Here is a 13,375-nt window from a genome sequence, read left to right as displayed (position 1 = left end):
TCTTGCGGAGAGGCTGTCGCGGCCGGGTGGAAAGGGGCCCCGGTGGTGGGTACGGCAGGCAGGGGACGGCCTGCCGTACCCACCCCGGGGCCCGACTCATGTGGCCCCCGGGGCCATGGAGCCAGGAGTAGGAGAGAGATACGTATGGGACTTCGCGCACAGGTACGGACGCGGGACGGCTGGGCGGTCCAGCACGCCGTCGTGACGGTCACCGACATGACCGGCACCCAGGTGCTGCGGGCCGCGGCCGACGAGGACGGGGCCGTCCGCACGGACGGGTCCCTGCCGGCCGGCGCGTACACGGTCATCGTCACGGCGGTCGGGTACGCCCCCGCCGCCTCCACCGCCCTCGTCACGGCGAGCGGCCGGATCGAGGGCGGGCAGATCGTCCTGGCCCGGCAGGGCGGGATCGCGCTGCCGCCGCCGGGCACCTGGTCGCTGGATCCCGCCCACTCCTCGGTCGGCGCGGTCGCCCGGCACCTCGGGATCTCCAGCGTGCACGGGCGGTTCACCGACTTCGCCGGGCGTATCGAGATCGCCCAGGACGTCTCCCGCTCCCGGGTCGACGCGGTGATCGGTGCGGCGAGCATCGACACCGGCAACACCATGCGGGACAAGCACCTGCGCTCCCCCGACTTCCTGGACGTCGACCGCTACCCGGAGATCACCTACCGCTCCACCGGCCTCACCCCGGCGGGACCCGACCGCTGGACCGTCCACGGCGAGCTGACCATGCACGGCGTCAACCGCCCCGTCGACCTCGACCTGACCTACCTCGGCACCGGACCCGACCCGTGGGGCGGGGTGCGCGCCGCCTTCCACGCCACCGCCGAACTGCGCCGCGACGACTTCGCGATGAACTACAACCAGGTCGTCCAGGCCGGTATCTCGGCCATCGGGACCACCCTGCGCGTGGAGCTGGACATCCAGGCCGTCCAGGGCGAGGCGGTGCCGGGGTAGCCGGAGGGGACACGGAGGACCGCCGGTGGAGGGGGCGGATGCGGTGGGCCCGGTGGACGGGGGTCGGCTCCGGCTGCGGTGGTTCGCTGCCTCCGTCCGGCGCCCGCGCGGTCGTAGGGTGGGGCCATGGCTCCCCAGATCGCGACCAACACCACCGTGGACCTCGATGAGTTGCTGGCGTTCGTACGCCCCCGGCACCGGGCGGTCCTGCTGACCACCCGGGCCGACGGCCGCCCCCAGGGCTCCCCGCTGACCTGCGGGGTCGACGATGCGGGGCGGCTGGTCATGTCGACGTACCCCGAGCGCGCCAAGACCCGGAACGCCAAGCGGGACGAGCGGGTCAGCGTGATCGTCCTCTCCGACGCGTGGGACGGGCCGTGGGTGCAGATCGACGGTACGGCGGAGGTGCTCGACGCCCCGGAATCGGTCGAGCCGCTCGTCGAGTACTTCCGGAACATCTCGGGTGAGCATCCGGACTGGGACGAGTACCGGGCCGCCATGGTGAAGCAGGGCAAGTCGATCATCCGGGTCACCCCGGAGCGCTGGGGGCCCGTCGCGACCGGCGGCTTCCCGGCCCACCTGGCGCCGGGGCGCTGATGCCCGGTCCGGGGACGGTGCCGGGGACGGTTCCCGGGGAGGGGCGGGGACTGCCCTCGCCGGAGCTTCTCGCACGGGCCCGGCTGCTGGTCGCGCCCGGGCTGAGCGCCTCTCTCGTACGGGAGTTGGAGCGGATCGCCGGGCGGGACGCCGAGCCGTCGGCGGACGGCGTGACGGCGGGCGGGCCGCTTCTCTGTGTGGGGGCCGCGCTGCCCGACGGCCTGCCTACCGGCCGGCTGCTCTGGTTCCACAGCGTCAACGCCGGTACGGACCCCCTGCTCGCCGCGGGACCGTGGCCCGCCGGAGCGCTGCTGACCCGGACCGTGGGGCGGATGGGCGAGCGGATCGCCCAGTACGTCCTGGGCTGGGTGCTCGCCGAGTGCCAGGCCGTTCCCGAGTACGTCGCCCAGCACGCCCGCGCCGAGTGGCGGCGGCTCCCCACGGAGCTGGTCGCCGGGCAGACCGCCCTCGTCTACGGCACCGGGCGGATCGGCGGGGCCGTCGCCGCGCTGTTGCGGGGCTGCGGGGTGCGGACGGTGGGGGTGGGCCGGACCGTGCGGACCGGGGCGCCCCCGGCGGGCTTCGACCGGGTGATCGGGGCGGAGGAGGACCCGGAGGCGGAGGTGGAGGAGCTGGCGGGGGCACGGTGGGTCATCGCCGCGCTGCCGTCGACCGGGGCGACGGAGGGGTTCTTCGGGGCGGGCCGGTTCGCGGCGGTGCGGGGCGCCACGTTCGTCAACGTGGGGCGGGGCGCGACCGTGGACCCGGTGGCGCTGGAGGGCGCGCTGCGGGGCGGTGGGGTGCGGCGCGCGGTGCTGGACGTGCTGCCCGAGGAGCCCGCCGCGCCCGGCGACCCGGTCTGGCGGCTGCCCCGTACGGTCATCACCTCGCACTCCGCGGGGATCACCGCCGATGAGGACGTGGCCCAGGACTTCGCCGCCTGCTGGGAGGCCGTGGCGTCGGGCCGCCGGCCGGAGCTGGCGGTGGACGTGGGGCGCGGTTACTGAGGTCGCCGGTCTCGGTCGGCGGCAATCCGGACGGGGCGCGGCTGATGAGATCGTCGGCCATGGTGAGCGGCGATCGGCATGGGACGCGGTTACCGAGGTCGCCGGCCACGGTGGGCGGCAATCCACATGGGGCGCGGCTGATGAGGTCGCCGGCCACGGTGAGCGGCATGGGACGCGGTTACCGAGGTCGCCGGCCACGGTCGGCGGGGGTGGCCGGGGATCCCGTCCGTTCGCGCATCGCCTCGATGCCCGCGATCAGCAGGTCCAGGGCGAAGACGAAGTCCCGCTCCCGCATCTCCTCGACCGTGTCGCCGCCCCGGGCCGCCATCAGGTCGTCCGAGGCCTCGACGACCTGCCGCAGGTGCGGCTGGGACCGGATCGTGCCCATCGCGTGCCGGTGGTACGCGTCCTGGGTGAGCCCCGTCGCGTCACACCGCGCCTTGAAGTGCCCCTCGACCGTGCCGAATCCGTACACGAACTGGAAGACCGCCGAGAGCGCGCCCGTCTGCCGTTCCAGGGGCAGGCCGGTGGCCCGGATGACGTCCATGACGGCGGACGAGAACAGCACCGAGTTCGGGCCGATGTTGAGGAACGTCCCGGCGAGCGGGGAGATCCAGATGTGCCGCACGATCAGCTCGCGGTAGTCGCGGGCGAGTTCGCGCAGCCGGTCCCGCCAGTCGGCGTCCTCGCGCGGCGGGGCGATCTCCGCGTAGACCGAGTCGAGCGCCAGCTCCAGGAGGTCGTCCTTGGTGTCGACGTACCAGTAGAGGGACATCGCGGTGACGTCCAGTTCGGCGGCGAGCCGGCGCATGGAGAACTTGGCGAGCCCCTCGGCGTCCAGCAGCCGTACGGACGCCTCGGTGATCCGGTCGCGGTCCAGGCCCGCCGGGGACTCGGTGCGGCGGGAGCGCGACGGGGCCCGTCGGTCGAGCCACACACTGGTCCGCGCGGGGCTCTTCGCGGGGTCGGACGCGGACACCATGGCGCACACTCTCCTCGTCTTACGGGGCCGCCCCCGCCGGTACGGTACGGCCCTGCCCTCGCGGGGCCGCCCCCGCCGTACGGTCCTGCCGCCTGACGGCTGCTGATGTTCGCCCGTCGGCTGCCGGCCGCCGGGAGGACGTACGTAACGGATGCTTACCGTCCGGTACGTACGTCGTCCCCGATGCTATGCCGCCGGTCCCGTCGATTCTGCCCGCCCTCCGGCCGTCCCAGGCCCCTCACCGGCCCGGTCTTCACGGCCGCCCCGCCCGCCCGGGCCGCTCGGGGCCCCGCCCGGGCCGTTCCGGCCGGCCCGACCGGGCACCCGGTCGGGCTTCCCCGCCCCGTCGGGCTCTCCCGCCCGACCGGGCTTCCCCGCCCGGCCGGAGCTCCCCGCCCCGCCGGTCGCCGCCTCCGCCCGTTCGGCCCGGCGCAGCAGCAGCGCCGCCAGCAGCCCGCCCGCCAGCACCGCCACCGCGCCCACCAACTGGCTCGTCTCCAGGCCCGACGCGAACGCGTCCTTGATGACCGCGCGCTCCCCCGGCCCGTCGGCGGCGGCCAGGGCGGCGGGCAGCGACGCAGCCCCCACGGCGGCCGGTACGAGGGCGGCGAAGCGGATGTTCAGGACCGCGCCCAGCACCGCCACCCCGAGGCCGTTGCCGAACTCCGCCAGCGTGCCGTTGACCCCCGCGCCCACCCCGGCCTTCTCCGGCGGGATGGCGCTCATGATGGCGTTGGCCATCGCGGGCATCGCGAGGGCGATCCCCGCGCCCATGACGACCAGGCCGAGCAGCATCCCGGTGTAGCCGTCCCGGCCGAGCACCGCGACGGCCGCGAGACCGGCCGCCAGCGCGCTCATCCCGGCCGCGATCGTCGCGGGCGTCCCCAGCCTCGGGACGAGCCGGGCGCCCAGGCCGGTCAGGTTGAGGGCGACCACGGTCAGCGCCATCGGCGCCGTCCTCAGACCGGCTTCCAGCGGTCCGTACCCGAGCACGAACTGAAGGTGCTGCGTCAGCAGGAAGAGGGAGCCGCCCATCCCGAAGGCGACCAGGATCGCGCCCGCCACCGCGCCGATGAACTTCTGGTTCCGGAAGAAGTGCATGTCGAGCATCGGGTAGGGGATGCGCAGCTCCCACAGGACGAACCCGGCGAGCACCACGACCCCGGCGAGCGCCGTCAGCAGCACCCGGGCCGACGACCAGCCGTGCTCGGGGCCGGAGATGATCGCGAACACGACCGCCGTCATCCCGACCGTGGAGAGCAGCGCGCCGAGCAGGTCGGGCCGGTCCCCGCGCGGGTTCCTGAACTCCGGTACGAGCCGCACGACGGCGACCAGGCCGATCAGGGCGACCGGGATGTTGATGAGGAAGATCGCGCCCCACCAGAAGTGGTCGAGCACGAGCCCGCCGACGAGCGGGCCCGCCGCGAACCCGAGGGAGTTGACGGTGGCCCAGAGGCCGATCGCCCTGACCCGCTCGGAGTCGTCGAAGATCTGCACGACGACGGCGAGTGTGGTGGTGATCAGCAGCGCGCCCCCGACCCCCATCCCGGCGCGGGCCGCGATGAGCTGGCCGGAGGACTGGGCGAGCCCGGCCGCCAGCGAGCCGATGCCGAACAGGGCGAGCCCCACGGCCAGCATCTTCTTGCGTCCGTAGCGGTCGGCGGAGCTGCCCGCCGTGAGCAGCAGACCGGACTGGACCAGCGAGTAGGCGTTGATCATCCACTGCACATCGGCGGTGGAGGCGTCCAGCTCCGTGGTGAGGGAGGGGATCGCCACGTTGAGGACGGTGTTGTCGAGCAGCACGGTGAGCTGGGCGAGGCAGATGACGCCAAGGATCAGCCAGCGCTGCGGATGCCCCTGAGGGGCCGGTTCGGTTCGCGGTGCGGCGGGCGCCGTCATGCGGGCTCTCCTTCGTCGGTCTCGGGTGTCCCTGTGTCCGGCGCGGCCGCTGGGCGGACCGGCAGGCGGACGGAGCGGGTGCCGCCCGCCCGCTCGGACGGCGCACAGACGTTCGTTACGGAGCACAGACGCTCGTACGGTGTATAGGACGTGGACGTCGTACACCGTAAGGCAGTCCTTTTACGGCGTACAAGTCAATTGGGGTGCCGCCCCCGGCCGTGTCGATGGGCCCCGCGCGACCCGAGCGATACGGTTCCGACGCCTGTGCGCGATCCCCGCCGACCCGACCGGAGAGAGCCATGTCACCGCATCGCCGTATCCCGCAACTCCTTCTCGCCGCCGCCCTGTCGGCGACCCTGATCGGCTCCCCGGCCGCCACCGCGGCCACTCCCGGCCGCGGGGTTCCGCTGCGGGTGGCCACGTACAACATCCATGCCGGGGCGGGCATGGACAACGTCTTCGATCTCGACCGGCAGGCCGACGAACTCCGTCTGCTGGGCGCCGATGTGATCGGCCTTCAGGAAGTCGACCGGCACTGGGGCGCCCGCAGCGAGTGGCGCGATCTCGCGGGCGAGCTGGCACAGCGGCTGGGCATGTACGTGTTCTTCGCCCCGGTCTACAGCCTGGACCCGGCCCGACCGGGCGGCCCCCGGGCCGAGTTCGGGGTGGCCGTGCTGTCCCGGTACCGGATCGTGAGCGCCGAGAACCACGAGATCACCCGCCTCTCGACCCAGGACCCGGACCCGGTCCCCGCCCCCGCTCCGGGGTTCGCGGAGGCCGTCGTGCGGGTGGAGGGGCGGTCCCTGCACGTGTACGTCACCCACCTCGACTACCGCCCGGACCCCGCCGTACGGACCGCCCAGGTCGCCGACACCCGGCGGATCATGGCCGGGGACCGGGGCCCGAAGGTCCTGCTCGGCGACTTCAACGCGGAGCCCGGCGCCCCGGAGCTGGCCCCGCTGTGGGAGGGGCTGACGGACGCCGACCCGGGGGCGCCGACCTTCCCTGCGCGGGACCCGGTCAAGCGGATCGACTACGTGGCGGTGGCGAAGGGGACGGCCGAGGTGCGGCGCGCCTGGGTGCCGGAGAGCGCCGCCCCGGGCCACGCCTCGGACCACCGGGCGGTCGTGGCGGACCTGGTGGTGCGGGGACGGTGAGCGCGGACGCCGGGGGCCGGTGAGCGGGGCGAGTCCGGAGTCTGATCCTTTACGGTCGTGGCGCTCTCTTTCGGCGGCCGACGACGTCTTACAGTCCGAGCACCGCTCATGGACCGCTGCCCACGGGGGACGCACCAAGGAGGGCGGACTCACGCCCGAGCACGCGGTACGGAGAAAGGCCCGCCCATGAGCACCCCGCACGGACTGCAGGACCTGCTGGACACCCATACCGCCCGGGGATCCGCGCCGGGAGCGGTGGCGCTGGTCGCCCGGGGCGACCGGAGGGGCCAGGGCGGCCGGGGCGAGCGGGTGGAGGTGGCGGTGGCCGGCTCGGCCACGCTCGCCGGGAGCACGCCCATGCGCCGGAACTCCCTCTTCCGCCTCGCCTCGGTCACCAAGCCGATCGTCGCGGCCGCCGCCATGACCCTGGTCGAGGACGGCGTGATCGCCCCCGCCGACCCGGTCGCCGCCTGGCTCCCCGAACTGGCCTCGCCGCTGGTCGTGCGGACCCCGCAGAGCCCGGTGGACGACGTGGTGTCGGCGGTGCGCCCGATCACCGTCCTCGACCTGCTGACCTTCCGGGCCGGGTACGGCTTCCCGTCCGACTTCGCGCTCCCCGCCGTCGCCCCACTGTTCGCCGAGCTGAAACAGGGCCCGCCCCGGCCGCAGGACGTGCCCGGGCCGGACGCCTGGATGGCCGCGCTCTCCCGTATCCCGCTGCTCCACCAGCCGGGCGACGGCTGGCTCTACAACACGTGCTCCGACATCCTCGGGGTCCTCGTGGCCCGCGCCGCCGACCGGCCGCTGCCCGCCTATCTGGCGGAGCGGCTGTTCGAGCCCCTCGGCATGGCGGACACCGGCTTCTCCGTGGCGCCCGGTGCGCTGGACCGGTTCACCGGCTACTACCGTGCGGGGGAGGGGAGTCCGGCGGGCGGTCCGGAGCTGGTGGACGCGCCGGACGGGCAGTGGAGCCGGCCGCCCGCCTTCCCCTCCGGAGCCGGGGGGCTGGTCTCGACCGTCGACGACTGGTGCGCCTTCGGCCGGATGCTGCTCGCCGGGGGCCTGGCGGACGACGGGCACCGGGTGCTGGCCGCGGAGTCCGTACGCCAGATGCTCACCGACCACCTCACCCCGGCCCAGCGCGCGGAGAGCGGGCTCTTCACGGAGGGCCAGGGGTGGGGGTTCGGCGGCTCGGTGGACGTGGAGATCACGGCCCCGTGGAACGTACTCGGCCGCTACGGCTGGATCGGCGGCACCGGCACCTCGGCCCACGTCATCCCGTCCACCGGTACGGTCGCCGTCCTGCTCACGCAGATGGAGCTGGCCGGACCCGCCGCACCGCGCCTGATGCGGGACTTCTGGACGTACGCGGCCGGGTTCTGATCCCGGCCCGCCGGGAGCCCGGCCACCGAGAACCGGTCGCCGGGGCCCGGCCGCGTACGCCGTGATCCATCAACTGACCGGCTGCGTCAGGTCGTAGAAGGTGGCGCTGCCGACGGTGACCTCGGTGAAGTTCTCCGTCACCCAGGCCGAGATCTGGGAGGAGGTGCCGGAGCCGCCCATGCCGCCCCCGCCTTCTCCGCCGCCCATGCCGCCCCCGCCCATGCCGCCGCCCGAGACGAAGTAGTGGATCCTGCCCTCCTCCACGTACTTCTTGAACTGGGCGAGCGTCGGTGACGGGTCGCTGCCGTTGAAGCCGCCGATGGCCATCACCGGCTCTCCGGTGGCGAGTTGGTAGCTGGCGGCGTTCTGGGCGCCGATGGCGGCGGCGGCCCAGGTGTAGTCGTCCGCGTCCTTCGCCAGGAGGGCCTCCGCCTCGGCGGAGACGGACGCGCCGTTGAGCAGCCCGCCCATACCGCCACCGCCGCCGCCCCTCATGCCCTCACCGGGGGAGGTCGGCATGCCACCGGCCGGCATGCCACCGGTGGCGTTGCCCTGCTGATTGCCCTGGCCCTGACTGCCCTGTGCCTGGCCCTGCCCCTGACCGGGGAACTGCCCCTGGCCCTGGCCCGGGAACTGCGCCTGGCCGCCCGGCGGTTGCATCTGTGCGCCACCGCGCTGCCCGCGCCCGTCGCCGTCGCCCCCGTCCGGACCACCACCGGGTCCGCCCCGGCCGCCGCCACCGCCCGGCCCGCCCATCCCGAACCCGGCGCCCGACGGCCCCGCGGTCACGATCGACCCCTGGTGCCCCGTGCCCAACGTGCTGACGGTGTACGCGGCCGGCGCCGCCAGCGAGGCCGCGAAGCTCAGCCCCACCACCGCGAGGGCCAGCGCCCGGCCCCCCACGACGAGCAGCCCCGCGGCCCCCACCAGACCGCCCACGAGCACCGCCCACCGCAGCCACGGCAGGTACTCCGGGGTGCGGCCCAGCAGCACGTACGCCCAGACCACCGTCACCGCCACGGTCCCCGCGAGCACCGCCCTCGGCCACCAGGCGGCCCGCTCCTCCCAGAGCACCACGGCCCCCATGGCGACCAGCGCGGCGATGTAGGGGGCGAGGGCCACCGTGTAGTACTGGTGGAAGATCCCCGCCATGAAGCTGAACACGGCTGCGGTCATCACCAGCGCCCCGCCCCAGGCCAGGAACGCGGCCCGCGCGGAGTCGGTCCGGGCCGCCTTCCGGGTCAGCCAGAGACCGGCGAGCAGCAGGATCAGCGCGGCGGGCAGCAGCCAGGCGATCTGGCCGCCGACCTCGGAGTTGAACATCCGCCCGATGCCGGTCTCGCCCCAGCCGCCGCCACCGCCTCCACGGCCGCCACCGCCCCCGCCGACGCTGCCGGTCTCCTCACCGTTGATCCGGCCGAGGCCGTTGTAGCCGAAGGTCAGCTCCAGGAACGAGTTGTTCTGCGAACCGCCGACGTACGGCCGCGACGACGCGGGCATCAGCTCCACGATCGCCACCCACCAGCCACCGGCGAGGACCATCGTCAGTGCGGACAGGGCGAGTTGGCCGAGCCTCTTCCGTACGGAAACGGGCGCGCACACCGCGTACAGCAGGGCCAGCGGCGGCAGGATCAGGAACGCCTGGAGGGTCTTCGTCAGGAACGCGAGCCCGACGGCCGCCCCCGCCCAGAGCAGCCACTTCGTCCGCCCGTCCTCCAGCGCCCGCAGCACGCACCACACGGTGACGGTCATCAGCAGGGCGAGCAGCGCGTCCGGGTTGTTGAAGCGGAACATCAGCGCGGCGACCGGCGTCAGCGCGAACACGCCGACCGCGATCAGCCCGGCGACCGGCCCGAACCGGCGGCGTACGGCGGTGTTCAGCACGGCCGCCGTGGCGACGCCCATCAGGACCTGGGGGGCGAGGATCGCCCAGGAGTTGAGGCCGAAGAGCCGCACGGACAGGGCCATCGGCCAGAGGGCGGCCGGGGGCTTGTCGACGGTGATGGCGTTGGCCGCGTCCAGCGAGCCGAAGAAGAAGGCCTTCCAGCTCTGGCTGCCGGCCTGGACGGCGGCGGAGTAGAAGGAGTTGGCGTATCCGGAGGCGCTGAGGTTGACGAAGTAGGCGACCCCGACGGCCAGGAGGAGCCCGTACAGCGCGGGGCGTGCCCAGCGGGGGCCGGCCCCCGCTCGGGGTGGCGGCGCGGGGGCCGGGATCGAGGGGACGGCGGCGGTGGTCGTGGTCATCGGAGGTCCTCGGAATCGGGGGCGCGGTGGGGCTCCGGGGTGCGGCGGGCACCGGCCGGGAAGACCCAGGCGCGCAGGAGCAGGAAGCGGAGCACGGTGGCGGCGAGGTTGGCGGTGATCAGCACGGCCAACTCGGCGCTGTGGGACGGCGATCCGGAGGCCGCCCCGAGCGCGGCGAGCGAACCGCTGGTCAGGGCGAGGCCGATCGCGAAGACGACGAGCCCCTGGGCCTGATGGCGTACGGCCCCGCGACGGCCGCGTACGCCGAAGGTGAGACGGCGGTTGGCGGCGGTGTTGGCGACGGCGGAGACCAGGAGCGCGGCCCCGTTCGCGACCTGCGGGCCGACGCCGAGCCGGAAGAGGGAGTACAGGGCGAGGTAGAAGAGGGTGGAGAGGACCCCGACGACGCAGAACCCGACCAGTTGGCGGGCCAGTCCGCGCGGCACCCCGGTCAGCGCCCGGTCGCGCGGGTCGTCCCCGAAGGGCCGGGCAAGCCGGTCCAGCGGCAGCGCGCCGACGGCCAGCGCCCGCCCCACCCGCCACACGCCTTTCAGGTCCTCGGTGGCCGTCCGCACGATGTGGACGGTGGAGTCGGGGTCGTCGATCCAGTCGACGGGCACCTCGTGGATGCGCAGCCCGGCCCGCTCGGCCAGGACCAGCAGCTCGGTGTCGAAGAACCAGCCGCTGTCCTCCACCATCGGCAGCAGCCGCTCGGCCACCTCGCTCCGGATCGCCTTGAACCCGCACTGGGCGTCACTGAACCCGGCGGCGAGGGAGGAGCGCAGGATGAGGTTGTAGGCGCGCGAGATGAACTCCCGCTTGGACCCGCGTACCACCCGCGCACTCCGGGCGAGCCGGGAGCCGATGGCCAGGTCGGAGTGGCCGGAGATCAGCGGGGCGACCAGCGGGAGGAGGGCGTTGAGGTCGGTGGAGAGGTCGACGTCCATATAGGCGAGGACGGGTGCGTCGGAGGCCGACCAGACCGTACGGAGCGCCCGCCCGCGCCCCTTCTCCTCCAGCCGCACCGACCGCACCCCGCGCAGCTCCGCCGCGAGCGCGGCCGCCACGGCGGGGGTGGAGTCGGTGGACGCGTTGTCCGCGACGGTGATGCGGAAGGCGTACGGGAAGGTGCGCGAGAGGTGGTCGTGGAGGCGCAGGACGCAGGGGCGGAGGTCCTTCTCCTCGTTGTACACGGGGACGACGACGTCGAGCACGGGGGCACCGGAGGCGGCGGGATCCCGGAGGCCGGCCGGGAGGTGTTCCCGTACGGGCAGGTGTCCGCCCCTCTTCTCCGCGGTGCTCCCGGCTGTGCCGCCGTCCGCGCGATGGCTGCTGGGGAGGCTGTCGGTGGTCATGCTCCGACGTTCGCCAACCGCGCTGTCACACGGGTGTGGTGAGCCTGTCCCTGTCCTGTGAACCCTGGGGGGCGGCCGGTCCGGCACCCCCTGGCCCCTGGTGAGCGGCCGGTTCGGCGGGCAGCTCGACCGCGAAGACCGTACGGCCGGGCGCCGACTCCACCCGTACGCGCCCGCCGTGCGCGGAGACGACGGCCTGCACGATGGCGAGGCCGAGACCGGTGGAGCCGGTGGCCGTGGAACGGGTTGCCGTGGAGCCGGCCGGGCCGGCGGCCGTCGAGCCGGTGGAGGGCGTGGAGCCGGTGGCGGCGGTGGAGGCCGTGGTCTTCTCGGCGGCTGCCCCGCGGGTGCGGGAGGCGTCCCCGCGGGCGAACCGCTCGAAGACGTGCGGCAGCAGCTCGGCCGGGATCCCGGGCCCGTCGTCCCGTACCTCCAGCGTCACCGCCCCTGCGGTGGACCCGGGCGAGGGCGGCCGTACGGAGACGGTCACCGTGGTCCCCGCGGGGGTGTGGGTACGGGCGTTGGCCAGCAGGTTCACCAGGACCTGCTGGAGCCGGGCGGGATCGGCGCGTACGGTCACGGGCTCGTCGGGCAGCTCCAGCCGCCAGCGGTGGTGGGCGTCGTCCCCGGTCTCCACGGCGGCGTCCGCCACCCGGGCATCGCTCACCGCGTCCACGACCAACGGCAGCAGATCAGTGCTCTCGTACGAGAGCGGGCGTCCCGCATCGAGCCGGGCGAGCAGCAGCAGATCCTCCACCAGCCCGGTCATCCGGTCCGCCTCCGACTCGATCCGCCCCAGCGCGTGCCGGGTCACGGGGTCGGCGGCCGACGCGCCCCCGCCCGACGCACGCCGGGTCAGCTCGGCGTACCCCCGGATCGAGGCGAGCGGGGTGCGCAGCTCATGGCTGGCGTCCGCGACGAACTGCCGGACCCGGGTCTCGCTCTCCTGCCGGGCGGCCAGCGCCGAACCGACGTGGCCCAGCATCCGGTTGAGCGCCGCACCGACCTGCCCGACCTCGGTACGGGGGTCGGCCTCGGCGTCCGGGACGCGTTCGAGGAGCGCCACCTCACCGCTGTGGAGCGGGAGTTCGACGACCCGGGCGGCGGTGGCCGCGACCCGGCGCAGCGGACGCAGGGCGACCCCGACGAGGACGGTGCCCGCCAGGGAGGCGGCGACGAGCCCGGCCGCGGTGACGCAGACCTCGACGACGATCAGGGTGGTGAGGGCGCCGCTCACCTCGGCGGTGGGAATCCCGACGAGGACGGTCCGGCCCTCGGCGGTGGTGGCGGCCTCCACGCGGTAGCCGCCGAGGCCGGGCAGCTCGACGCTCCGGGCGTCCTCGCCGGTTCCCGGAGCCGCCGCCTCCAGCGCCCGCTGCTGCGCCGCCGTCAGGGGCTTGGCGCTCTCCTGGGAGCGGAGGCCGCTGTCCTCGACGACGACCTTCGACGCGGTGACGTCCCCGTCGTCGACGACGGCCCCGAACGTGCCGAGCGGCTGCCCGCCGCCCCCGATGAAGCCGAGCGGACCGGCGTCCCGCAGGGCCGTGGGCAGCAGCGCCTCGGGCACCACGCCCTCCGGTGCCGAACCCTCCGGCACCGGACCCGGCCCGGGCGGCCGCTCGGCGCGTACGGCGATGGAGTGGAGCTGGTCGTCGAGCTTGCCGTACAGGTAGCTGTGGAACGCTATGGCGGTGACGGACCCGATGACCGCCGCGACGACGGCGATCAGGGAGACGGCGGAGACCACGAGCCGGGTCCGCAGGGTCCACGGCCGCCGCAGCGCGCCCGGTC

Annotated in this window: 10 protein-coding genes; 5 read left to right on the top strand and 5 right to left on the bottom strand. The window is 74.5% G+C overall.

The window, feature by feature from the left end:
- Positions 1 to 144: 144 nt before the first annotated feature.
- The 3 genes from ACQ9ZG_RS17210 (at position 145) to ACQ9ZG_RS17200 (ending at position 2,564) form a co-directional block, all read left to right on the top strand.
- Entirely contained in the window at positions 145 to 960 is an 816-nt protein-coding gene (locus ACQ9ZG_RS17210) for a YceI family protein (protein ID WP_028415709.1), read from the top strand.
- Between the two features lie 126 nt (positions 961 to 1,086).
- Positions 1,087 to 1,557, top strand: coding sequence for a PPOX class F420-dependent oxidoreductase (locus ACQ9ZG_RS17205; protein WP_028415710.1), 471 nt, complete (start codon positions 1,087 to 1,089; stop codon positions 1,555 to 1,557).
- On the top strand, positions 1,557 to 2,564 hold the full coding sequence (locus tag ACQ9ZG_RS17200) for an NAD(P)-dependent oxidoreductase (RefSeq protein WP_499280780.1): 1,008 nt from the start codon (positions 1,557 to 1,559) through the stop codon (positions 2,562 to 2,564). The genes ACQ9ZG_RS17205 and ACQ9ZG_RS17200 overlap by 1 nt, the downstream gene beginning before the upstream one ends.
- Positions 2,565 to 2,742: 178 nt before the next feature.
- On the opposite strand, the gene ACQ9ZG_RS17195 is transcribed toward ACQ9ZG_RS17200, so the two are convergent.
- Together ACQ9ZG_RS17195 and ACQ9ZG_RS17190 are read right to left on the bottom strand one after the other, a co-directional pair.
- Positions 2,743 to 3,546 (bottom strand): TetR/AcrR family transcriptional regulator, encoded by an 804-nt coding sequence (locus ACQ9ZG_RS17195; RefSeq protein ID WP_109914488.1) that lies wholly within the window; start codon positions 3,544 to 3,546, stop codon positions 2,743 to 2,745.
- Between the two features lie 186 nt (positions 3,547 to 3,732).
- Positions 3,733 to 5,445, bottom strand: coding sequence for an MFS transporter (locus ACQ9ZG_RS17190; RefSeq protein WP_499280779.1), 1,713 nt, complete (start codon positions 5,443 to 5,445; stop codon positions 3,733 to 3,735).
- 299 nt (positions 5,446 to 5,744) lie between these two features.
- Between ACQ9ZG_RS17190 and ACQ9ZG_RS17185 the strand changes: the two genes are divergently transcribed.
- Together ACQ9ZG_RS17185 and ACQ9ZG_RS17180 are read left to right on the top strand one after the other, a co-directional pair.
- On the top strand, positions 5,745 to 6,602 hold the full coding sequence (locus ACQ9ZG_RS17185) for an endonuclease/exonuclease/phosphatase family protein (protein ID WP_109917309.1): 858 nt from the start codon (positions 5,745 to 5,747) through the stop codon (positions 6,600 to 6,602).
- Positions 6,603 to 6,788: 186 nt separating this feature from the next.
- Positions 6,789 to 7,985, top strand: a complete 1,197-nt coding sequence (locus tag ACQ9ZG_RS17180) for a serine hydrolase domain-containing protein (RefSeq protein ID WP_499280777.1) — start codon at positions 6,789 to 6,791, stop codon at positions 7,983 to 7,985.
- Between the two features lie 69 nt (positions 7,986 to 8,054).
- Here ACQ9ZG_RS17180 and ACQ9ZG_RS17175 read toward each other — a convergent pair whose 3' ends face one another.
- The 3 genes from ACQ9ZG_RS17175 to ACQ9ZG_RS17165 are packed head-to-tail and all read right to left on the bottom strand — an operon-like array spanning position 8,055 to position 13,364.
- Positions 8,055 to 10,229 (bottom strand): ArnT family glycosyltransferase, encoded by a 2,175-nt coding sequence (locus tag ACQ9ZG_RS17175; RefSeq protein ID WP_499280776.1) that lies wholly within the window; start codon positions 10,227 to 10,229, stop codon positions 8,055 to 8,057.
- Positions 10,226 to 11,584 (bottom strand): bifunctional glycosyltransferase family 2/GtrA family protein, encoded by a 1,359-nt coding sequence (locus ACQ9ZG_RS17170; protein ID WP_181398431.1) that lies wholly within the window; start codon positions 11,582 to 11,584, stop codon positions 10,226 to 10,228. The genes ACQ9ZG_RS17175 and ACQ9ZG_RS17170 overlap by 4 nt, the downstream gene beginning before the upstream one ends.
- Positions 11,585 to 11,609: 25 nt before the next feature.
- Entirely contained in the window at positions 11,610 to 13,364 is a 1,755-nt protein-coding gene (locus tag ACQ9ZG_RS17165; protein WP_109917611.1) for a sensor histidine kinase, read from the bottom strand.
- Positions 13,365 to 13,375: the final 11 nt, after the last annotated feature.

Origin of the sequence: Streptomyces araujoniae (genome assembly GCF_050871195.1) — a bacterium.
In the GTDB taxonomy this organism is placed as follows: Bacteria; Actinomycetota; Actinomycetes; order Streptomycetales; family Streptomycetaceae; genus Streptomyces; species Streptomyces bacillaris.
The sequence above is the reverse complement of the archived record's forward strand: the minus strand, read 5'-3'. Positions and strand labels throughout refer to the sequence as shown.